The sequence below is a fragment of the Azospirillum formosense genome (assembly GCF_040500525.1).
GTDB classification, from domain to species: Bacteria; Pseudomonadota; Alphaproteobacteria; order Azospirillales; family Azospirillaceae; genus Azospirillum; species Azospirillum formosense_A.
In genome coordinates, this window is the sequence record NZ_CP159403.1 from 1125664 (window position 1) to 1147857 (window position 22194).

The following is a 22194-nucleotide window of genomic DNA, read 5'->3' on the forward strand; positions in this document are numbered from 1 at the left end:
CCCAATCAGAACCCCCTTCACGGAGCGAACAGGTGAGCACGGAAACGTCCGTTGAGAGCGCCGCCAGTCTGTCCCTGCTCGACCGCATGATGGTCGAAGGCAAGATGGCGCGCGAAGAGGGCCAGCGGCCCTACGCCCGCGATCTTCTGACCGAATTCGTCGACCAGGTCCTCGCCGAGACCGGCGACGCCTCCGCCGTCGACGTGGTCGAGGCGATCAACCAGCGCATCGCGCAGATCGACGAGCTGATCAGCGACCAGCTGAACGAGGTCATGCACCACCCCGACTTCCAGAAGCTGGAAGCGACGTGGCGCGGCCTGAACTACCTCGTCATGAACACCGAGACCTCGACGACGCTGAAGCTGCGCGTCCTCAACGTCTCCCGCAAGGACCTCCAGAAGGACCTGGACAGCGCGGTCGAGTTCGACCAGAGCGCCATGTTCAAGATGGTCTACGAGGCCGAGTACGGCACGCTGGGCGGCACGCCCTACAGCATGCTGGTCGGCGACTACGAGTTCGGCCGCCATCCGCAGGACATCTCCCTGCTGGAGAAGATGTCCAACCTCGCCGCCGCTGCCCACGCGCCGTTCATCAGCGCCGTGTCGCCGGCGATGTTCGACATGGAGAGCTTCAGCGAGCTGGGCGCCCCGCGCGACCTGTCGAAGATTTTCGAGACGGCCGAGATGGTGAAGTGGCGGTCCTTCCGCGCGTCGGAGGATTCCCGCTACGTCTCTCTGACCATGCCGCACGTCCTGATGCGCCTGCCCTACGGCCCGAACACCGTTCCGGTCGAAGGCATGAACTTCATCGAGGACACCGACGGCCGCGATCATTCCAAGTACCTGTGGGGCAACGCCTCCTGGGCCCTGGCCGCGCGCATCACCGACAGCTTCGCCAAGCACGGCTGGACCGCGGCCATCCGCGGCGTGGAAGGCGGCGGCAAGGTCGAGGGTCTGCCCAGCCACACCTTCAAGACCGACGAGGGCGACATCGCCCTGAAGTGCCCGACGGAGATCGCCATCACCGATCGCCGTGAGAAGGAGCTGAACGACCTCGGCTTCATCTCGCTGGTCCACTGCAAGAACACGGATTACGCGGCGTTCTTCAGCGGCCAGACCACCAACAAGCCGAAGGTCTACAACACCGACGAGGCCAACGCGAACGCCCGCATCTCCGCGATGCTGCCGTACATGCTGGTGTCGTCGCGCTTCGCCCATTACCTGAAGGTGATGCTGCGCGACAAGATCGGCGCCTTCCTGACGCGCAACAACATCACGGACCACCTGAACACCTGGATCGCCAACTACGTCCTGCTGGACGACGAGGCGTCGCAGGGCACGAAGGCCCGTTTCCCGCTGCGCGAGGCCCGCATCGACGTCTACGACGTGCCGGGCCGTCCGGGCGTCTACCGCGCCAACATCTTCCTGCGTCCGCATTTCCAGCTCGAAGAGCTGTCGGCCTCCATCCGCATGGTCGCCGAACTGCCGGCGCCGGAAGCCTGATCCCCTCCCCACCGAACGCATCGTCCGGAGTAAATCCGCATGTCTATGATCATTCTCGATATCCCCAACGTCCAGGGGGAGTCCGCGGTGGAGATCGCCGGGGGCGTGGTGTTCAAGGACATGATCCTGTGCGAATCCCTGTCGCAGGACATGACCGTCGAAATGGAAGTGTCGACCAACGCCCGCCGCACGGTCCACACCCCGAAGGTCGAGAACATCACGCTTGAGCGCAAGTGGGACCGGGCCTCGCCCAAGCTGATCTCGCTGCTGCTGCGCTCGGCCAACTCCGACACGGCGAAGAAGCAGTGGACCATCCATTGCCTGAAGCCGATCGGCGACACCCACCAGTGGGGCGAGTTCCTGACGATCGAGCTGACCAACCCGCTGATCGCCAAGCACAGCCTGAGCGTCAACGAGGGCGACACGACCGAGACCATCGAGATCAACGCCACCGAGATCTACTGGACCTACAAGCGCTACACCGAGGAGCAGAAGCACGAAGGCGGTGGCGGCGTGAAGTTCAACCTGCTGAAGGGCACCGTGTCCGACAGCTGAGGTGGTGAATAACCATCTCCCCGACGCTCACGCGCAAACTTCGTTTGCGCTGACGCGACAGGCGGACCAAAGGTCCGCCGAAAGCGGGGAGAGGGAAGGGTGAGGGGGTGTGCATGTCGGCACGTCCGGCACACGCGCGCCCCCCTCGTCCCGACCTTCTGCCCGGAGGGGAGAAGGAATTGAAGCTCCAACGGACACGGCGATGACCCAGCCCAAGACGATGACCGGTGGACGGTCGCTGCTGTTCGAACGGCTGATCGACTTCGAACCGGACCACCCGACGGGCGACGAACCGTCCGCCACGGTGCTGTCCATGCCCGACCTCAAGGCGTCAATCCGGCGCGAGGTCGCCCGCATCCTCGACAGCCGCAGCACCGGCACCCGCCGCCCCGACCTCGGCGGAACGGCGCTGGACTATGGGATTTCCGACATCACGCATCTGGACGCCGCCTCCGACGCCGACCGCCGTCAGGTGGAGCGGATGGTGCGGCAGGCCATCATCGATTTCGAGCCGCGGCTGAAGCGCCCGCGGGTGACCGTCAGCGCCGGAACCGGGCGCGGCACCATGGTCACCAGCATCTCCGGTGAGGTCGTGGCGGGCACCGTCACCGAACGGCTGGAGTTCGACGTGGGCCTGCGCGGCCCCGGCCCCAACGAGCCGAGCCAGTCCGGCTGAAAGGACGCACCAGGATGCGGCGCGAGGATCTCCTCGACCATTACGAACGCGAGCTTCTCTACGTCCGCCGGGCGGGCGAAGCCTTCGCGCGCAGCTATCCCAAGATCGCGCGCCGTCTGGCGCTGGGACCCGATCAGGCCGCCGACCCGAACGTGGAGCGGCTGATCGAGTCCTTCGCCTTCCTGTCCGGGCGCCTGCAGCTGAATCTGGAGCGCGAGTTCCCCCGCTTCTCCGAGGCGCTGCTCGGCATCCTGCACCCGCAGATGATCGCGCCGATCCCGGCCATGGGCATCGCGCGGATGGAGCCGACGCCCGGCGAGGGGCGGCTGACCGGCGGCTTCCGCGTGCCGCGGGGTACCCCGCTGCACGCCGTGGCCGAGGACAACATCCGCTGCCGCTTCCGCACCGCCTATGACGTGACGCTGTGGCCGGTCGCGGTGACCGACGCCGCGGTGGAGCCGGCGGACCGCTACGACTTCCTCGACGGCGCCGCCACTGCCTCGGTGCTGCGGCTGCGGCTGGAGACGCGCAACCAGTCCTTCGAGAATCTGCCGATCGACACACTGCGGCTGTTCATCGACGGCGAGACGATCCTCACCTCCGCCCTGCACGAGCTGTTCCTGTGCGGCGTGGTCGAGATCGCCTACGTCCAGCCCGGCAAGCCGCCGGTGCGGCTGCGCGGCGAGAACCTGATCGCCCCGGTGGGCTTCGGCCCCGACGAGACGGTGCTGCCCCACCCCAGGCACGCCCAGCCGGCCTACGGCCTGCTGCAGGAGTATTTCGAGTTTCCGCAGAAGTTCGACTTCTACGACCTGCCGCTTCCCCGGGGGCGGCTGTCGGGGGAGGTCGTGGACATCCTGATCGCGGTGTCGCGCCCGCTGCCCAACCGGCTGACCCTGCGCAAGGACAGCTTCGTCCTCGGCTGCACGCCCATCGTCAACCTGTTCAACCGCACCGCCGAGCCGATCCGGCTGAACCACCGGCGCACCGCCTACCGCGTCGTTCCCGACGCCCTGCGCGAGCGCACCACCGAGGTCCATTCGATCCTGGAGGTCAGCGGCCTGCGCGACGGCGACGGCATGCACCACCGCTACGTCCCGCTCTTCTCGCACCAGCACGCCGAGGCGGAGACCGAGCCGCGCGGCTTCTGGCTGGCCGCGCGCGAGCCGACCCAGCGCGACGACGTGCCGGGCACCGACCTGCATCTCAGCCTGCACCACCTCGACCTGACGCCGACCGACCCGGCGGACGAGACGCTCCTGGTGCGCACGCTCTGCACCAACCGGGCGCTGGCGGAGCAGGTGCCGGCGGGTGCGGCGCTGATGATCGAGGAAGCGGCGCCCATCGCCACCATCCGCTGCCTGCACAAGCCGACGCCCGGCCGCCCGGCCCCGGCGGGCGGTTCCTCGGCCTGGAAATTGATCTCGCACCTGTCGGTCAACCATCTCAGCCTCACCGGAGACGCCGAGGGGCTGCGCGCCCTGCAGTCGATCCTGCTGCTGCACGCGCCCGACGACCCGTCCGCCCAGCACCAGATCCGCGGCGTGCAGGGCCTGTCCTCCCGTCCGGTGCTCCACCGCATGGGGCAGGACGCCTGGCGCGGCTTCGTGCGCGGGCTGGAGGTCACGGTCGACCTGGACGAGCGGAACTTCGTCGGGGCTAGCCCGCTGGTGTTCGGCGGGGTGCTCAGCCGCTTCCTCGGGCTCTACGTCAACGTCAACGCCTTCGCCCAGCTTCGGCTGCGCTCGGTGCAACGGGAAGGGGTGTGGAAGGCATGGTCGCGCCTTGCCGGCAGCCAGCCGGTCCTGTGACGGGCTTTCCCATGAATCCCCCCGCTCTGATCGACCGGCTGGAGGCCGAGCCCTGGGGCTTCGACCTGCTGCAGGCCATCGCCCTGCTGGAGCGCGCCGCCCCCGGTCTGGCCCCGCTCGGCACCGGCATCGACCCGGAGCAGGAGGCCGTCCGCATCGAGCACGACCCCAGCTTCGTCTTCCCCGCCAGCGACGTCGTCGAGGCGCGGCGAACCGAGGACGGGCGCGGCGTCGTGCGCTCCCCCGTGCTGGGTGTGGCGGGCATCAACGGCCCCCTGCCCTACGTTGCCACCGAACTGCTCGTCGAGCGGGCGGCGCGGCGCGACACGGCGGGCTCGGCCTTCTACGACATCTTCAACCACCGCCTGATGTCGATCTTCTACCGCACCCGTCAGGGAAGCCTGCCCCTGCTGGAGCGCGACCCGGAACGCACCCTGATGGCCCGCGTGCTGCGCGCGCTGGCCGGCATCGGCACGCCCGGCCTGGAGCAGCGCCTGCCCGGCACGCCCGACCGCATGCTGCTGGCCTTCTCCGGCATCCTCGCCAACCGGCGCCGCTCCTCCGCGGGGCTGGAAGCGATCCTCGGCGCCGTCTTCCGGGTCAGGGTCAGGGTGGAGAGCTTCGTCGGGCGCTGGCTGCCGCTGGACGAGGAGAGCCGGACCCGCATCGGGGGCGGCTTCGGCGCGCGGAACAACAGCCTGGGCCGCACGGTGGTGCTGGGCCGCCGCGTCTGGGACCAGCAGAGCTGCTACGCCATCGAACTGACGCTCGACAGCCTGGAGCGCTTCCGCGAGTTCCTGCCCGACGGGCGGCATCACCAGACGCTCTGCGCGCTCGCCCGCTTCCACACCGGGGACGGCATGGACTTCCGCATCGTGCTGGTGCTGGAGGCCGCCAGGGTGCCGCCGACGCGCCTGTCCACCAAGCCCCAGGAGGGCAGCCGCCTCGGCTGGACCTCCTGGCTGCGGGCGCCGGGCCGCCCGAATGTGAAGGACGGGCGCCTGACCCTCGCCCCCGCCCCGCCCGCAACGTCATCCCAGGGAGCCGTCCCGTGACCGCCGACATCAAGTCCCTCATCGGAAAGCTCGACCGCGACGGGCGCAAGGTTCTCGAACGCTCCGCCGCGCTGTGCGTCTCGCAGACCCATTACGACGTCGAGGCGGAGCATGTGCTGCTCGCCCTGCTGCGGCTGAAGGACGCCGCCGTCGCCGGCATCCTGCGCCATTACGGCGTCGAGGCGGGCCGGCTGGAAACGGAGCTGGACGCGGCGCTGGACCGCATCCGCCGCGGCAACAGCCGCACCCCGGCCTTCTCCCCCCGCGTGCCGGAGATGCTGGAGACGGCCCTGCTGATCTCCGTCACCCATCTGGACAGCCCGCAGATCGTCCTGCCGGCCATCCTCTGGGCCGCGGTCGCCTGCGATTCCGTGCGGGCGGTGGTCACGGAATCCGCCCCGTCCCTGCTCGCCCTGCCGCGCGAACGCACCGCGTCCGACCTGCCGGAGCTGGTCCGCGTCCTGAAGGAGGGCGGACCGTCCGCCACCGCCTCCGAATCCTCTTCCGCCGCCGCTCCAGTCTCCGCCGCCTCGGACGGGCGGGCCATGCTGGACCAGTACAGCCAGGACCTGACCGCCCAGGCCAAGGCCGGGAAGATCGATCCGGTGATCGGACGCGACCGCGAGATCCGGCAGGTCATCGACGTGATGATGCGCCGCCGCCAGAACAACCCGATCCTGGTCGGCGACCCCGGCGTCGGCAAGACCGCCATCGTCGAAGGGCTGGCCCTGCGCATCGCCGAGGGCGACGTGCCGCCGCCGCTGCGCGGCATGGTCATCCGCATGCTCGACCTCGGGCTCCTGCAGGCCGGGGCCGGGGTCAAGGGCGAGTTCGAGAACCGGCTGAAGTCGATCATCAAGGAGGTCTCGGCCTCTCCCGTGCCGATGGTCGTCTTCATCGACGAGGCGCATGCGCTGATCGGCGCCGGCGGGGCCGCCGGCCAGGGCGACGCCGCCAACCTGTTGAAGCCCGCCCTGGCGCGCGGCGAGTTCCGCACCATCGCCGCCACCACCTGGGCCGAGTACAAGAAGTATTTCGAGAAGGACCCGGCGCTGGCCCGCCGCTTCCAGCCCGTCTCGGTGCCGGAGCCGGACGAGACGGCGGCGGCGGCCATGCTGCGCGGCCTCGCCCGCCGCTTCGAGGAGCATCACGGGGTCCGCGTGCTCGACGACGGCATCGCCGCCGCGGTGGCGCTGTCCGCCCGCTACATCCCCGCCCGCCAGTTGCCCGACAAGGCGATCAGCGTGCTCGACACCGCCTGCGCCCGCGTCGCCATCGCCCGCAGCTCCAAGCCCGAGGCCATCGAGGCGATGGAGCGGGAGGACGCCATCCTGGCCCGCGAGGCGGAGCGGCTGGAGGCCGAACCCGGCACCGCCCACCACGCCCGCCTGTCGCAGATTTCGCAACGCCGCGGCGCGCTGGCCCTGGAGAAGGCCGCGCTGGACGAACGCTGGACGCGCGAGCGCGATCTGGTCGATGCGGTGGAGGCCGCGTTGAAGGCCGGCCACACGGTGGAGGCCGCCGCCGCGACAGAGAAGCTGAAGGCCGTGCAGGGCGACAGCCCGCTCGTCCCGCACCGGGTGGACGGCGCCGTCGTCGCCGCCGTGGTGTCGAACTGGACCGGCATCCCGGTCGGCTCGATGTCCAAGGACGATCTGGAGGTGGTCGCCACTCTGGAGGACCGCATGGCCGCCCGCGTCGTCGGCCAGCCGCAGGCGCTCCAGGCCATCGCGCGGGCCGTGCGCGGCTACCGCGCCGGGCTGGGCGAGCCGCACCGCCCCATCGGCGTCTTCCTGCTGAGCGGCCCCAGCGGCGTCGGCAAGACCGAAACCGCCCTGGCGCTCGCCGAACTGCTGAACGGCGGCGAGGACAGCCTGATCACCATCAACATGTCGGAGTATCAGGAGGCCCACGCCGTGGCGACCCTGCGCGGCGCCCCGCCGGGCTATGTCGGCTACGGCAGCGGCGGCGTGCTGACCGAGGCGGTGCGCCGCCGCCCTCACGCCGTGGTGCTGATGGACGAGGTGGAGAAAGCCCACCCCGACGTGCTGGACATGTTCTATCAGGTCTTCGACAAGGGCGTGCTGGAGGACGGCGAGGGGGTGGAGGTGGACTTCCGCAACACGCTGATCCTGCTGACCAGCAACCTGGGCGATACCGAGCTGTTCGCGCTCGGCCGCGAGGCTCTCGACGCCGGGCGCATCGGCGAGGCGCGCGAGGAGGGGCTGGCCGCCATCTCCGACGTGCTGCGCCGCCGCTTCCGCCCGGCCTTCCTCGGCCGCCTGTCCGTCGTGCCCTACTACCCGCTCAGCGAGGCGCAGATCCGCCGCATCGTGACGATGAAGCTGGACAGGCTGCAACGCCGCACCGCCGGCAACCGCGGCGCCGAGCTGGCCGTCACCGACGCGGCGGTGGAGGCGCTGGTTCTGCGGGCGCTGAACTCCGACGCCGGGGCGCGCATGATCGACACGTTGCTGTCGGAGTTCGTGGTGCCGGAGGTGGCGATCCGCATCCTCGACCGCGTCGCCGCCGGCCGGCCGGTGGGCCGCATCACCGTGGACCACGGGGCGGACGGGCGCTTCACCGTGAGCGTGGACGGCACGGCGGCCTGACCGGGGAGCGGCGAGAATGGCGAAGCGCTTTTCCCAGGACGGCCAGTATCTGTCCATCACCACCCCGCTGGGGCCGGACGCGCTGGCGCTGCGCACCATCGTGGGGGAGGAGCGGCTGTCGTCGCTGTTCACCTACCGCGTCACGATGATCTCGTCGGACGAGGACATCGCCTTCGACCGGGTCGTCGGCAAGGCGGTGACCGTCGCCATCACGCTCGGCGACCAGGAGACGGTGCGCTACATCAACGCCATCGTCGGCCGGATCGAGCTGACCCACGTCGACGACCGCGGCCAGGTCGCCCATTACGAGGCGGAGCTTCACCCCTGGCTGTGGATGCTGACCCATTCCGGCGACTGCCGCATCTTCCAGGAGAAGACGGTCCCGGAGATCGTCGAGGAGGTCTGCAAGGGCGCCGGCTACACCGACCTCAAGAAGTCGCTGACCGGCACCTACGCCAAGCGCGAATATTGCGTGCAGTACCGCGAGACCGACTACAACTTCGTCGCTCGGCTGCTCGAAGAGGAAGGCATCTTCTATTACTTCGCGCATGAGGACGGGAAGCACACGCTGGTGCTGGGCGACGGGGCCAACGCCTTCGCCAAGAGCCCGCTGCTCGACGCCTTCGAATACCGCGCCACCGAAGGGCACGACGACGAGGACCATGTGCTGAACGGGCTCAGCGTCGAGCGGCGCGTGACGACCAAGAGCTACGGCATCGACGGCTACCATTTCGAGACGCCCTCGACCGACCTCTACGCCACGGCGGAAGGCGCGTCGGGCTTCGGCACGGTCAGCGACTACATGGGACGCCACACCACCTCGTCGGACGGCGAGGCGATGGCCAAGCTGCGCCAGCAGGCGCTCGCCTTCCCCGGACGCCGGGTGCGCGGCAGCGGCGAATGCCGGTCGCTGGAGGCCGGGACGCGCATCACCGTGTCCGGCCACCGCAAGAACGACCTGAACGCCGAATATGTCCTGTATTCCGTGCGCATCGACGGGGCGAGCGGCCATTTCAACGCCCATTTCACCGCCTTCCCGCCGGACCAGCCCTTCCGCCCGCTCGACACGGCGGTGAAGCCGCGCATCCATTCCACCCAGACCGCCATCGTCGTCGGCAAGAGCGGGGAGGAGATCTGGCTCGACAAGTACGGGCGCATCAAGGTGCAGTTCCACTGGGACCGGCTGGGCAAGAAGGACGAGAAAAGCTCCTGCTGGGTCCGTGTCGCGCAGAACTGGGCGGGCAAGAACTACGGCATCATGTTCTTCCCCCGCGTCGGGCAGGAGGTGGTGGTGACCTTCCTCGACGGCGATCCCGACCGCCCGCTGGTCACCGGCTCGGTCTACAACGCCGAGCAGACCGTGCCCTACACCCTGCCCGACGATTCGACCAAGAGCACCATCAAGACCCAGACCTCCAAGAACGGCACCGGCAAGTTCAACGAGATCCGCTTCGAGGACAAGGCCGATGCCGAGGAGATTTTCGTTCACGCCCAGAAGGACATGAACGTCGAGGTGTTGAACGACGTGACCCGCCTCGTGAAGCACGACGAGATCGAGACGGTCGAGAACGACAGCACCATCGACATCCAGCACGACCGCAAGCTGACCGTGAAGAACGATCACAGCATCACCGTGTCGGAGGGCAACGAGACGCACGAGGTCGCGAAGGGGACGCGCGCCGTGACGGTGAAGGGCAACGAGACCCACACCAACAAGGCCGACTTCACCCACAAGGCCGACGGCGACTACACCCTGACGGTGAAGGGCAACCTGACCATCGACGTGACCGGCGACGTGGTCATCAAGGGCAAGTCGGTGAAGGTGACCGCCACGTCGGGCGAGGTCGCCGTCAAGTCCGGCACGGACATGAAGCTCGACGCCGGCGGCGCCTTCAACGCGAAGTCCGGCATGGCCATGGAGATCAAGTCGGGCATGGGCATGGACGTCAAGGCCAGCATGGCGATGAACCTGAAGGCCGGCCTCGCCCTGACCGCCGAGGGGCTGTCCGCGACGCTGAAGGCCCAGACCATGGGCGAGGTCAGCGCCGGGGCCATCATGACCGTCAAGGGCACCCTGGTGAAGGTGAACTGAGATGGCCGACGATCCCGTACCCGATCCCCAACCCGTGGAGGAGCGCGACGAGCAGGGCCGCATCGTGCGCAGCGGCGAGATGCACGGGGAGTTGTTCCACGGCCTCTTCACCGCCTACGGCGAGGACGGGCACCCGATCCTGCGCGCCCGGCTGCGCGCCGGGAAGCTGCATGGCGAGGTGCGCAACTACGCGCCCGGCGGCGCCCTGGTCCAGGTGGCGGAGTATGCGGACGGCGTGCAGCACGGCCAGACCACCTTCTACGCCGACGCCCGCCCGACCTGCCGCATGACCTACCGCGACGGGCTTCTCAACGGCCCGTCCGTCTTCTTCCACGAAACGGGCACAGTGGCCGCCGTCTTCCAGTATTGCGACGGCAAGCGCGAGGGCGAGGCGCTGTTCCACAGCCCGCAGGGCCGCCCGATGCGGCGGGAGAGCTACGCCAACGACCGCCTGCACGGCCCGGTGCTGGGCTATTACGACGACGGCACGGTGAGCGAGCGCGCGACCTTTCTGGACGGACTCCAGGACGGGGTGCTGCGCCGCTTCTTCCCGTCCGGCGCGCTGATGCAGCACGGCGTCTACCGCCGCGGCCTGCTGATCGAACCGCTGCGGACCTATTCGGAGGACGGCAAGGAGATCGCCGTGCTGCAGCCCCCGGCGGGGTGAGGGAAACCCTTGGAGAGGTCTTGCCCCCTCCCCGGCCCTCCCCCGCTTCGCAGGGGAGAGTGCCTTCTGGGAAGCGGCGGTAGTCCCCTCCCCTGCGATAGCGGGGGAGGGTTAGGGAGGGGGCAAAACCCACGCACACCTCACGGCGTCTGCACCGTGAACTGCCCCGGCACGACGATCTGGATCACCCCGCCCCAGTTGCACATCAGCTTGCTGGTGGAGGTCAGGGCCGGCATGTTGCCGACCATCACGGTCGGGGCGCCGGGCACCCAGGGGGCGACGGTGCAGGGAACGCAGGGCTGCGGCTTGATCACGCCCGGCGGCGGCACCGGGATCATCGAGGCGACCACGGGGTTCGCCGGGCTGGTGCACACGCCGAAGGGCGGGATGTTCATGATCGGCTTGTTGTCCATGATGTTCGCCATCGGCGGCCCGCCGGCCATCGTCCGGTTCAGCGGCAGCACCACCAGGGCGGACGGCGCCGCCCCGAAGCTGCAGGTCATCATGGCTCCCGCGCACACCGCCTGACTCATCCCGTCTCTCCATCCCGAAACGTCCAGGCGAAGAGTGGGCGCCTCCGCCGTCCCGCGGCAAGCGGGCCCTGGACCGGATTGGTCCGAATTCGCTTCAACCCGGCGGAGACGGGCCGAACCCGTCGAACAGGCCCGGCTCCGCCTCGGTCTCCGGGTCGAGCAGGTCGGTGCAGCCGACGCCGATCAGTCGGATCGACCGCCCATCCGGCTCGGCGTCCAGCATCTCGCAGCCGGTCTGCCAGATCAGCCCCGCCGACCGGGCGGGCGGGTCGACCCTTCGGGAGCGGGTGATCGTCTGGAAATCGGCCGTCTTCATCTTCAGCACGACGCTGCGCCCCCGCAAGCCCGCGGCCGACAGGCGGCGCGCCACCGTCTCGGCCAGCGGGAGCAGCGCATCCTTCAGCGCGGCCTTGTCGGCGGTTTCCCAATCGAAGGTCGTTTCGGCGGAAATGCTCTTGCTCGGCGACTCCGGCTCCACCCGGCGGTCGTCCTGGCCGCGGGCGAAGCGGTGCAGCAGGCGGCCCATCTTGCCGTGGCGGCGCACCAGATCGATCTCCGACCAGCCGCGCAGGTCGCCCACGGTGCGGATGCCGTCGGATTGCAGCTTGCGCTGGAGCACCGGCCCGACGCCCCATAGGATCGACACCGGCTTCGGCGCCAGGAAGTCCAGCGCCTGCCCCCGCCCGATCACCGAGAATCCCCGCGGCTTCTCCAGGTCGGAGGCGATCTTGGCGAACAGCTTGTTGTAGCTGAGCCCGACCGAGGCGGTGATGCCCAGCTGGTTCTCGAAGCGGCGGACCAGCTCGGCCAGGGCCTGGGCCGGGCTGATGCTCAGCCGCTCCGCCACGCCGGACAGGTCGAGGAAGGCCTCGTCGATGGACAGCGGCTCGACCAGCGGGGTGAAGGCGTGCATCAGGTCCCGCGCCTGCCGGCCCACCGCCTTGTACTTCGCCATGTCGGGCCGCAGCACGACGGCGTCCGGACAGGCCTCCAGCGCCTGCCACATCGGCATGGCCGAGCGCACCCCGGCCATCCGCGCGATGTAGCAGCAGGCGGCGACCACCCCGCGCCGGTCGCCGCCAATGATCAGCGGGCGGCTGACCAGCTCGGGCCGGTCGCGCTTCTCCACCGTGGCGTAGAAGGCGTCGCAGTCGATGTGGCCGATGGCGAGGCCGTGCAGCTCCTCATGCCGGACCAGCCGCCGGCCGCCGCATTTCGGGCAGCGCGGCTCGCTCCCGCGGAGAGCCGCCGCGCAGTCGCGGCACAGGACCTTGCAATCGTCGAACACAGCCATGGCCGCAGTCTAGCAGCAGCGCGCCCGCGCCGGGGAAGGAATGTTCCTGTCCCGTTCCAGCATTCCGCTCAGAAGCGGAAACCCCGATTGAGCAGCCAGCCGAGCGGACCGGTGAAGACCAGGGGCTGGTCCTGCACCAGCAGGCACAGGCATTCCCCGTCCGCGTCGGCCACGGCGTGGTGCGGCGTGCCGGTGTCGTAGGACGCCACGTCGCCGACCCGGTAGGCCCCGAACTCGTCGGAGAAGCCGCCCTTCATCACCAGCAGCATCTCGCTGTCGGTGTGGCGGTGGGCCGGCACCCGCGCGCCCGGCGCCATGCGCAGCAGGCAGGCCGAGGCCGTTCCCGCGCCAAGGCCCCAGGCGGACAGATGGACGCCCGGGACGACGCGCACCCACTCCAGCGACTCCGGCTCCGCCCCGATGACGCGGCGCAGAGGGCCGGGAAACAGGCTCCTTTCTGCGGGTGCGGGCACGGGCGGCGGCGGGACGGTGCCCGCATCGCCCAACCGGGTCATCAGGGTGCCGAACAGCGTGTCGGACACCGGCTCCGGCGGCAGTTCCGCCAGCAGGACGCCGCCGCAGGCCTCCAACTCCGCGACCTGCGCCCGGCATTCCGGGCAATAGGCGAGATGCGCGGCGACGAGAAGCGACTGCACCACACGCAGGCTGCCGGCGGCGTAGTCGAGCAGCAGTTCGGGGGCGGGATGATGGGCCGGCACGGTCATGCCCCCTCCCCGAAGGCCCGGCGCAGGCGGACGAGGGCCAGCCGCAGGCGGGTCTTCACGGTACCCAGCGGGATGCCGCGTTCGGCGGAGATTTCCGCATGAACCTTGTCCTCGTAGTAGGCGAGCCGCAGCACGTCCGCCTGCTCCGGCGGCAGATTGCCGATCACCGTGCGCAGGCGGAAGGCCGTCTCGGCCGCTTCGAACTGGTGGTCGGGCGTCGGCTCCTCCCCACCGTCCGGCATCAGGTCGTCGGGCTGAAGCTCGGGCCGCCGCTCCTGCCGGACGCGGTCGATCCGGCGGTTGCGGGCGATGGTGTAGATCCAGGTGGAGGCGCTGGCCAGCGCCGGGTCGAAGCGGTCGGCCCGCAGCCACACCGCCATCATGACGTCCTGGACCAGCTCCTCCGCCGCGCTGCTGTCGGCGCCCAGCCGGCGCATGTAGGCCTTGATCCGCGGCGCGAAGTGATCGAACAGCGCGCGGAAGGCCGTGGAGTCGCGGTTGCGCGCGACGGCAAGCAGAAGTTGCTCGTGGTCCGGCATGGTCGGGTCGTTCGAATCGGCCTTCGGCAGCATGCCAGTGGATGGTCTTCGATCGGTCTCAGTCTCGGCGCACCATACAACAGGGTGTCCCGCGGCACACGGCGTAATTCGGCATAGGTTTTCCGTCGTGCATACGGGCGGGGCACTCCCCAACTGGATTCCCTGGTATGGTGCCCCCACTTGATGCTAGGTCCGCATCCCCCTCCACCGCGCCACCCCGCCGAGCCCCCGCCAAGAAGGAAGAAGGCATGAGCCTCGAACCGAACTTCGAACATTTGCGGGCCCGGGCCGTGGAGTCGCTGTTCCACCATCTGGCGGACGCCTGCGTCGGGCTGATCGTGGTCGACCAGCACGCGCGGATCGCCTGGATCGGCGAGCGCTATCTGGAGTTGCTCGGCTATTCCGGCAACCCGGACGACGCGCTGGGCCGCCCGGTGGAGGAGGTCATTCCCAACAGCCAGATGCGCCATGTCGTGGAGAGCGGGCAGACCATGCTGCTCGACCTCATGGACATCGGGGAACGGACCATCGTGGTGACCCGCCTGCCGCTGCGCGAGGAGGACGGGACGCTGATCGGCGCCATCGGCTTCGCCCTGTTCGACCGGGCCGACCGGCTGCGCCCGCTGATGTCGAAGTACCAGAAGCTTCAGGAGGAGCTGACCCGCACCCGCCAGGAGCTGGCGCAGGAGCGGCGCGCGAAGTACTCCCTGTCGCAGATGATCGGCAACAGCGATTCCATGCGCGAGGTGAAGCGTCTGGCCCGCCGCGCCGCGCAGCTCGACAGCACCGTCCTGCTGCTGGGCGAGACCGGCACCGGCAAGGAGTTGCTGGCCCACGGCATCCACGCCGCCAGCCCGCGCGCCAACGCGCCGTTTGTCGGGGTGAACGTCGCGGCGATCCCGGAAAATCTCCTTGAATCGGAGCTTTTCGGCGTCGCTCCCGGCGCCTACACCGGCGCCGACCGCAAGATGCGCGAGGGCAAGTTCCAGCTGGCCGACGGCGGCACCCTGTTCCTGGACGAGATCGGCGACATGCCGCTGCCGCTCCAGGCCAAGCTGCTGCGCGTGCTGCAGGAGCGGGAGTTCGAGGCGGTCGGCTCCAACAAGGTGGTGCGCGTCGATCTGCGCGTCATCGCGGCGACCAGCCGCGACCTCGACGCCCTGGTCCGCGAGCGGCAGTTCCGCGCCGACCTCTATTACCGTTTGAACGTGGTGCCGATCACCCTGCCGCCCCTACGCGACCGGACGGAGGACATCGGCAGCATCGCCGACCGCATCCTCGACGAGTTGGCCTTCACCACCGCCGCGCCGTCTCGGGAACTGACCGCCGGTGCCATTGCCGTGCTGGAGGATTACGACTGGCCGGGCAACGTGCGGGAGTTGCGCAACGTGCTGGAGCGGGTGTCGGCGATGACCGACGACGCGGCCCTGACCGCCGAGCACATCCGCGGCGCCCTGCCGCGCGCGGCGGGTCCCGCCGGTTCGGGCGACCGCCCGGCGGAGGGTGGTGACCGTCCCTTGAGCGACGTGCTGAAGGACACGGAGCGCGCCGCCATCGTCGGCGCCCTGTCGCGCACCGGCGGGGTGAAGGCGAAGGCCGCCAAGCTGTTGGGGATTTCACGCGCCTCGCTCTACGAGCGGATGCAGGCGCTGGGGATCAGGGAGGACACGCAAGGGGCGGTCTAAGGGGGGCGGCGTCCGGCTCCCACCCTTCCCACGGCTCCGCCGCGGGCCCCTTCCCTCCCCCGCTTCGCAGGAGAGGGAGTTCATCCCCTCCCCTGCGTCAGCGGGGGAGGGTCAGGGAGGGGGCAACACGCCGCTGCTCAGCAACGCTTCAATGCGCGCCGTGGAAGGTGCGGCTGATGACGTCCATCTGCTGCTCGCGGGTCAGCTTGATGAAGTTCACCGCATAGCCCGACACCCGGATGGTCAGCTGCGGGTACAGCTCCGGATGGTCCATGGCGTGCAGCAGCGTCTCGCGGTCGAAGACGTTCACGTTGATGTGGTGGCCGCCCTGGCCGAAATAGCCGTCCAGCATGCCCACCAGATTGGCCACCCGCTCACCCTCGGTCGGCCCCAGCGCGCCGGGCACGATCGTGAAGGTGTAGCTGATGCCGTCCTGGGCGTGGGTGTAGGGCAGCTTGGCCACCGACGCCATCGAGGCGATCGCCCCCTTGCGGTCGCGTCCGTGCATCGGGTTGGCCCCCGGCGCGAAGGGCTGGCCGGCCTTGCGCCCGTCCGGCGTGTTGCCCGTCTTCTTGCCGTAGACCACGTTCGAGGTGATCGTCAGCACCGACTGGGTGGGCACCGCGTCGCGGTAGGCCTTCTGCTTGCGCAGCAGGCCCATGAAGGTCTCCACCAGCCACACCGCGATCCCGTCGACCCGGTCGTCGTTGTTGCCGAAGGCCGGGTAGTCGCCCTCGATGACGAAGTCGGTGGCAAGGCCGCGCTCGTCGCGGACCACCTTGACCGTGGCGTGCCTGATCGCCGACAGGCTGTCCGCGACCACGCTCAGGCCGGCGATGCCGCAGGCCATGGTGCGCAGCACGTCGCGGTCGTGCAGCGCCATCTCCAGCCGCTCGTACATGTACTTGTCGTGCATGAAGTGGATGGCGTTGAGCGTGTTCATGTAGGCGCGGGCCAGCCACTCCATCATCGGCAGCAGGCGGGCGACCACCGTGTCGTGGTCGAGCACGTCGCCGGTGATCGGCGCGAAGGCCGGGCCGACCTGCTCGCCCGACACCTCGTCGCGGCCGCCGTTGATGGCGTAGAGCAGCGTCTTGGCGAGGTTGGCGCGGGCGCCGAAGAACTGCATCTGCTTGCCGATGCGCATGGCCGAGACGCAGCAGGCGATGCCGTAGTCGTCGCCCCAGTAGGGCCGCATCAGGTCGTCGTTCTCGTACTGCACCGAGCAGGTCTTGATGGAGGTCTCGGCGCAGAAGGCCTTGAAGCCCTCCGGCAGGCTCTCCGACCACAGCACCGTCAGGTTCGGCTCCGGCGCCGGCCCGAGATTCTGGAGCGTGTGCAGCATGCGGAAGCTGCCCTTGGTGACCAGCGTGCGCCCGTCGAGCGCCATGCCGCCGATGCACTCGGTCACCCAGGTCGGGTCGCCCGAGAAGAGCTGGTCGTATTCCGGCGTGCGCAGGAAGCGCACCATCCGCAGCTTGATGACGAACTGGTCGATCAGCTCCTGGGCGCCCGCCTCGTCCAGGCGGCCTTCACGCAGGTCGCGCTCGATGTAGACGTCGAGGAAGCTCGACACGCGGCCGAGCGACATGGCGGCACCATTGGCCTCCTTCACCGCCGCCAGATAGGCCAGATAGGTCCACTGCACCGCCTCGAAGGCGTTGGTCGCCGGGCGGGTCACGTCGAAGCCGTAGGACTTGGCCATCGTCACGAGATCGCGCAGCGCCCGGATCTGCTCGGTGATCTCCTCGCGCAGACGCAGCGTATGCTCGTCGATGCGGTCGACTTCCAGGCTCTTGTACTGGGCCTTCTTGTCCTCGATCAGGAAATCGGCGCCGTAGAGCGCCAGCCGGCGGTAGTCGCCGATGATGCGCCCGCGCCCGTAGGCGTCCGGCAGGCCGGTGATGACCCCCGACTTGCGGCAGCGCAGCATCTCTTCGGTGTAGACGTCGAAAACGCCGTCGTTGTGTGTCTTGCGCAGCGCCGGGAACACGTCGTCCAGCTTGGGCGAGGGCTTGAAGCCGTAGGCCTCCAGGCCCGTCTTGACCATCCGCCAGCCGCCGAAGGGCATGATCGACCGCTTCAGCGGCTTGTCCGTCTGCAGCCCGACGATGACCTCAAGCTCCCGGTCAATATAGCCGGGGGCGTGGCTGACGATGGAGGACACCAGCTCCGTGTCGGCGTCGAGAACCCCGCCCTTGGCCGCGCGCTCCTCCTTCAGGAGATCGCGCACCTTGTTCCACAGCGACAGGGTGCGGTCGCTGGCCGGGGAGAGGAAGCTGCCGTCGCCGTCGTAGGGGCGGACGTTCTTCACAATGAAATCGCGCAGATCGACCGTGGTCCGCCAGGAACCGGGCGCGAAACCGCGCCAGGGATTCGGCGTCTCGGCTTCGGCAACGGGGGTTTTCGGTTCGAACATCAGGGAATCCATGACGCGCCTCTGTTTGTCTGCGGCGGTCCCTGCCCTCCCCGGCGGGGGCCGCGCCACGTTGCGCGGCGCCGGACCGGACGGACCCGCCCGGCCAAGCATCGCGCTTGCCCGATCAGTAGGCGCCCAAAGCTCTTCAGCCTCATTGATCCCAGTCAATCAATCCCTGCGAAATACGCAGGGCACCGTCCACGGCACGTCGTGTCACAAAAGCTGAAGAAACGCGCCGCTTTTGCGTCGCAGCATTTGAGACAATCCACCGGAATTCGAATGTTTTCCTTCGGAACGCGGGATTTAGAACAGACGATTCAGGTCAGCGCAGGGCGCTTGCGATATCTTGCGCCAGACGGGCCAGGGTGCGGCTGAGCGCGTCGGCGACGGCACCGGGATCGCCGGCCGCGGCCACCGGCTCCTGCGCCGCGGTGTGGCCCAGACGGCGCAGCCGGTCGCCGCTCTGGTCGAAGACGCGCCAGCGCGCCTCCAGGACCGCCGGCCCGTCCTCCGCCGCGTCGAAGCGGTCCAGCGTCACCTCGACCACCTGGGACAGCGGGAAGTCGCGCTGAAGCGGCAGGCCGACCACCTCCGCCCCCGGCAGGTCCATCTCCAGGTTCCGCAGCAGAGTGCGGGTCACCATCTCGTCGAGGGGGCCGCCCCAGCGGTCGAACTCCCGGACGACCAGCCGGTTGCCCGGCGCCCGCATCACCAATTCCGACCGGTCGAGGTAGCCGGGAACCTTCACCCCCTCCAGACCGATCACCCGCCGTTGCGCCTCGCTTCCCCGCAACGGGGCTGCGCCTTGCGGGGCGGCGCCCGGCGCGACGGCGTCCAGATGGTAGAAGCGGCTGGGCGGCGTGCTGCAGGCGGCCAGCAAGGCCACAGCGGAGGCGCACAGCAGAAGGCGACGGGCGTGAGCAATCGGAGCCATGGGAATCCTCAACCGCGTTTGCCCCGGATCAGGGCTTCGGGATGGCGTTCGAGATAGTCGGTCAGGCCGCGGATCGACCGGGCCGCGGCGGTCAGCTCGCGCACCAGCCCCTGCAGGTCATTGACCGCGGGGCGGGACGAGTTGACCAGCCCATCGGTGCTGCTGAGCGTCTTTTCAGCCTGCCGGACCAGCTTGGAGGTGTTCTCGGCCACGTCGCGCAGGGCGCGGATGGTCGGTTCGCCCTCGCTGCCCAGCGCCTGCGTCGTCTTCTCCAGCTCGGCCAGCGACCGGCTGAGCGACACCATCGCCTGCGCCACCTCCGGCGAGCCGATCAGGGCGCCGGCCTTCTGGATGGTCGAGCGCAGTTCCACCACCGTTTCGGCAATCGGTGCGCGGGCCAGTTCGTTCATCAGGTCGGTGGCGGTCTTGGTCGCCGTGTCGAGCACGTTCGGCTGGGACGGCAGTTCCGGATAGGGGCCGCCGGAAATCATCGTCTGCTTCGGGGCGTCGGGGAACAGGTCCAACGTCACGATCAGTTCGCCGGTCAGCAGGTTGCCGGTGCGCAGCTGCGCCCGCAGTCCCTGCTCCACCAGAGCCTTCATGCCGGCATAGGCGGCCTCGGTGTCGTGCGCCGCCGGCAGTTCGCCGCCCAGCCGCTCCGGCTCGATGTTCAGGGTAACCGGGATGCGCGCGTTGCCGGTCACCGGGTCCACGTCCAGACGGATGTCGGTCACTTCGCCCACCCGGATGCCGCGGAACTCCACGGCCGATCCCGGATGCAGGCCGCGCACCGAGCCGTCGAAATGGACGAGGAAGGGCACCCGCCGGGTGAAGCGGGCGTCGCTGGCGGCGCTGCGGTTCTCGTAGAGGGGGAAGTCCGTGCCCTCCGCCGCGATCTCGCCGTTGTCGCCGGGACCGCCAAGGCCGGGGGTCTCGAAGGACACGCCGCCGGTCGCCAGCGACTGCAGCGATTCCAGCGCCACCGTCGGCCCCTCCGGCCCGATGGACACCGACAGGCCGCTGGCGTTCCAGAAGCGGGTGTTGGGGCGCACGATCCGGTCGTAGGGGGCATGGATGAAGACCGGGATGGTCAGCGACTGCCAATCCTTGGAGAACTCATAGCCGACCACCTCGCCGACCTGGATGCCGCGGTAGTAGATCGGCGCTCCCGGCCCGAGGCCGCCCAGACGGTCGGCGCGCAGCGCGAAGCGCCGGCCCGGCGAGCTGGAACGGATCAGCGGCGGCTCCTCCAGCCCGCGGAAGGCGGTGAGCGCCTCGCCGTTTCCGGTACCCGGGTCCATGCCGATGTAGGCGCCCGAGACCAGCGTGCCGAGGCCCGAGACGCCGCCGAAGCCCAGCCGCGGCTTGACCACCCAGAAGCTCGTCCGGTCGTTGAGGTAGGAGGCCGCTCCCTTCACCATGCGCACGGTGACGATGACGTTCGCCAGGTCGGGCGAGACCGCCACACCCTGCACAGTCCCGACATCCACGTCGCGATAGCGCACGCGGGTCTTGCCGGGTTCCAGCCCCTCCGCCGTGTCGAAGGTGATGGTGATGGTCGGCCCGCGCTCGTTCAGGGTCTTCCAGGCCAGCCAGCCGCCGATCAGCGCGGCGATCAGCGGCACCAGCCAGATCAGCGGCAGACCGCGGCGGCGGCGGATCACCGGGCTGGCCGGCTCCACGGTGGAATTCGGATCAGTCATGGGCATCAATCATAGGAGTGTCCTGCCGCTGCGTCCGCCGCGGCGGCGCATCCCAGATCAGCCGCGGGTCGAAGGACTCCGACGCCAGCATGGTGATGATGACGACCGCGGCGAAGGCGACGGCGCCCAGCTCCGCGTGGATGGTGGCGATGGCGCCCAACTGCACCAGCGCCGCCAGGAGCGAGATCATGAAGATGTCCACCATGGACCAGCGCCCGACGCCCTCGATCAGGCGGTAGAGCCGCGTGCGGTCGCGTTTCCGCTTCGGCGAGCCCCGCTGCACCGTCCACAGCAGATAGGCCAGCCCGATCAGCTTCAGCACCGGCACGGTGATGCTGGCGAAGAAGACCAGCAGAGCCACCGGCCACATCTCCGCCGCGATCAGCGCCTCCACGCCGGAGAGGATGGTGTCGGGCTGGCCGGCGCCGAAATAGACCACCGTCATGATCGGCAGCAGGTTGGCCGGAATGTAGAGGATCGTCGCCGCGGCGATCAGCGCCCAGCCGCGCGGCAGGCTGTTCGGCTTGCGGTGGTGCAGACGGGCGCCGCAGCGCGGGCACGTTCCCTCGGAACCGGCGCCTTCCGCTCTGGCGACCACCTGATGGCAGTCGTGGCAGGCGGTCAGCCGCTCCGGGTCGGCGTTGGCCGCCTGGGCGACGCGGGTCTGCGGGGCGATCCGCTCCCACACCTCGAAGGGGCTGAGCGACGCCTCTCCCCACACCTGCACCAGGATGAAGGCGACCAGGGCGGCCAGCGACGCTCCCGGCTCCAGCTCGGCCAAGTCGGACAGCTTCACATAGGCGACGATCAGGCCGAGCAGGAAGACCTCCGCCATCGCCCAGCGGCGCAGCCGCGCCACCGTCCGGAAGGTCCAGGCCGCGCCCGGCGCCGGCGTCCGCCCGGCGGCGAGCGGCATCACGACGTAGAGCGTGCCGAGCACCTGCGCCAGCGGCGCCAGGAACAGCACGAAGAAGACCAGGACGCTCAGCTCCTCGTAGCCGCCATCCCACAGCGCCAGCGAACCGCTGAGCAGGGTCGCCGTCTGCGCCCGCCCCTCCAGCTCGAAGGTCAGGATCGGGAACAGGTTGGCGGTGACGAACAGGATCGTCGAGGCGATGGCGAGGGCCACCGCGTGCCCCAGCCCACCGGTCCGGAAATGGCGCAGCACCGCCCCGCAGCGGTGGCATTCCGCGCGATGGCCGGGCAGGGCCGGCGGCAAGGCGTGCGGCGCGTCGCAGTCGTGGCAAAGCAGGATTGGATGGTCCGGTGCGGTCATAGCGTTGGCTTAACATTTCCCACGGGCGAAAGGTCCGCCGAATGCGGGGTGCGCCGGCGGAGGAGCACCGACCGGGGTGGACCGGGAACCCCGGATGGAAAAAGCCCTTCCCCCGT

The 22194-nt window shown here is 69.4% G+C and carries 17 protein-coding genes; 9 read left to right on the top strand and 8 right to left on the bottom strand.

The features are described from left to right. Nucleotides 1–32 precede the first annotated feature (32 nt). The 8 genes from tssC (at nt 33) to ABVN73_RS18350 (ending at nt 10970) form a co-directional block, all read left to right on the top strand. Nucleotides 33–1502, top strand: coding sequence for a type VI secretion system contractile sheath large subunit (gene tssC / locus ABVN73_RS18315; protein ID WP_353859697.1), 1470 nt, complete (start codon nt 33–35; stop codon nt 1500–1502). Between the two features lie 39 nt (nt 1503–1541). Further along, nucleotides 1542–2057, top strand: a complete 516-nt coding sequence (locus ABVN73_RS18320; protein ID WP_109071735.1) for a type VI secretion system tube protein Hcp — start codon at nt 1542–1544, stop codon at nt 2055–2057. Nucleotides 2058–2259: 202 nt separating this feature from the next. Continuing rightward, nucleotides 2260–2733 carry a type VI secretion system baseplate subunit TssE gene (gene tssE, locus ABVN73_RS18325; protein WP_353859698.1) on the top strand — a complete coding sequence of 158 codons (474 nt, stop codon included), beginning with the start codon at nt 2260–2262 and terminating at the stop codon, nt 2731–2733. Between the two features lie 14 nt (nt 2734–2747). Beyond that, nucleotides 2748–4544 carry a type VI secretion system baseplate subunit TssF gene (tssF, locus tag ABVN73_RS18330; RefSeq protein ID WP_353859699.1) on the top strand — a complete coding sequence of 599 codons (1797 nt, stop codon included), beginning with the start codon at nt 2748–2750 and terminating at the stop codon, nt 4542–4544. An 11-nt stretch (nt 4545–4555) separates the two neighbouring features. After that, nucleotides 4556–5599: a type VI secretion system baseplate subunit TssG gene (gene tssG, locus ABVN73_RS18335; RefSeq protein ID WP_353859700.1), complete on the top strand. Its 1044-nt coding sequence runs from the start codon at nt 4556–4558 to the stop codon at nt 5597–5599. Then, nucleotides 5596–8211, top strand: coding sequence for a type VI secretion system ATPase TssH (tssH, locus tag ABVN73_RS18340; protein WP_353859701.1), 2616 nt, complete (start codon nt 5596–5598; stop codon nt 8209–8211). Before tssG ends, tssH begins: the two co-directional genes overlap by 4 nt. 16 nt (nt 8212–8227) lie before the next feature. Then, nucleotides 8228–10303 (top strand): type VI secretion system tip protein TssI/VgrG, encoded by a 2076-nt coding sequence (gene tssI / locus ABVN73_RS18345; RefSeq protein WP_353859702.1) that lies wholly within the window; start codon nt 8228–8230, stop codon nt 10301–10303. Between the two features lies 1 nt (nt 10304). Further along, nucleotides 10305–10970, top strand: coding sequence for a toxin-antitoxin system YwqK family antitoxin (locus ABVN73_RS18350; RefSeq protein WP_353859703.1), 666 nt, complete (start codon nt 10305–10307; stop codon nt 10968–10970). Nucleotides 10971–11110: 140 nt separating this feature from the next. Here the strand turns inward: ABVN73_RS18350 and ABVN73_RS18355 are convergent, their stop codons facing one another. The 4 genes from ABVN73_RS18355 to ABVN73_RS18370 all read right to left on the bottom strand — a co-directional run bounded on the left by ABVN73_RS18355 (nt 11111) and on the right by ABVN73_RS18370 (nt 14094). Continuing rightward, nucleotides 11111–11503, bottom strand: coding sequence for a DUF4280 domain-containing protein (locus ABVN73_RS18355; protein ID WP_014198555.1), 393 nt, complete (start codon nt 11501–11503; stop codon nt 11111–11113). A gap of 94 nt (nt 11504–11597) precedes the next feature. Continuing rightward, nucleotides 11598–12797, bottom strand: a complete 1200-nt coding sequence (locus ABVN73_RS18360) for a DNA polymerase IV (protein ID WP_353859704.1) — start codon at nt 12795–12797, stop codon at nt 11598–11600. A 68-nt stretch (nt 12798–12865) separates the two neighbouring features. Beyond that, nucleotides 12866–13522 (bottom strand): ChrR family anti-sigma-E factor, encoded by a 657-nt coding sequence (locus tag ABVN73_RS18365; RefSeq protein ID WP_353859705.1) that lies wholly within the window; start codon nt 13520–13522, stop codon nt 12866–12868. Then, nucleotides 13519–14094 carry a sigma-70 family RNA polymerase sigma factor gene (locus tag ABVN73_RS18370; protein WP_353859706.1) on the bottom strand — a complete coding sequence of 192 codons (576 nt, stop codon included), beginning with the start codon at nt 14092–14094 and terminating at the stop codon, nt 13519–13521. The genes ABVN73_RS18365 and ABVN73_RS18370 overlap by 4 nt, the downstream gene beginning before the upstream one ends. A gap of 215 nt (nt 14095–14309) precedes the next feature. Here ABVN73_RS18370 and ABVN73_RS18375 point away from each other — a divergent pair, with 215 nt between their 5' ends. Then, nucleotides 14310–15746: a sigma 54-interacting transcriptional regulator gene (locus tag ABVN73_RS18375; protein ID WP_353859707.1), complete on the top strand. Its 1437-nt coding sequence runs from the start codon at nt 14310–14312 to the stop codon at nt 15744–15746. Between the two features lie 148 nt (nt 15747–15894). Here ABVN73_RS18375 and pflB read toward each other — a convergent pair whose 3' ends face one another. From pflB to ABVN73_RS18395, 4 genes are all read right to left on the bottom strand, one after another. Continuing rightward, nucleotides 15895–18177, bottom strand: coding sequence for a formate C-acetyltransferase (gene pflB / locus ABVN73_RS18380; protein ID WP_353859708.1), 2283 nt, complete (start codon nt 18175–18177; stop codon nt 15895–15897). 310 nt (nt 18178–18487) lie between these two features. Further along, on the bottom strand, nt 18488–19099 hold the full coding sequence (locus tag ABVN73_RS18385; RefSeq protein ID WP_353859709.1) for a PqiC family protein: 612 nt from the start codon (nt 19097–19099) through the stop codon (nt 18488–18490). Between the two features lie 8 nt (nt 19100–19107). Continuing rightward, on the bottom strand, nt 19108–20802 hold the full coding sequence (locus ABVN73_RS18390) for an MlaD family protein (RefSeq protein WP_353859710.1): 1695 nt from the start codon (nt 20800–20802) through the stop codon (nt 19108–19110). Then, nucleotides 20795–22078, bottom strand: a complete 1284-nt coding sequence (locus tag ABVN73_RS18395) for a paraquat-inducible protein A (RefSeq protein WP_353859711.1) — start codon at nt 22076–22078, stop codon at nt 20795–20797. Before ABVN73_RS18395 ends, ABVN73_RS18390 begins: the two co-directional genes overlap by 8 nt. Nucleotides 22079–22194: the final 116 nt, after the last annotated feature.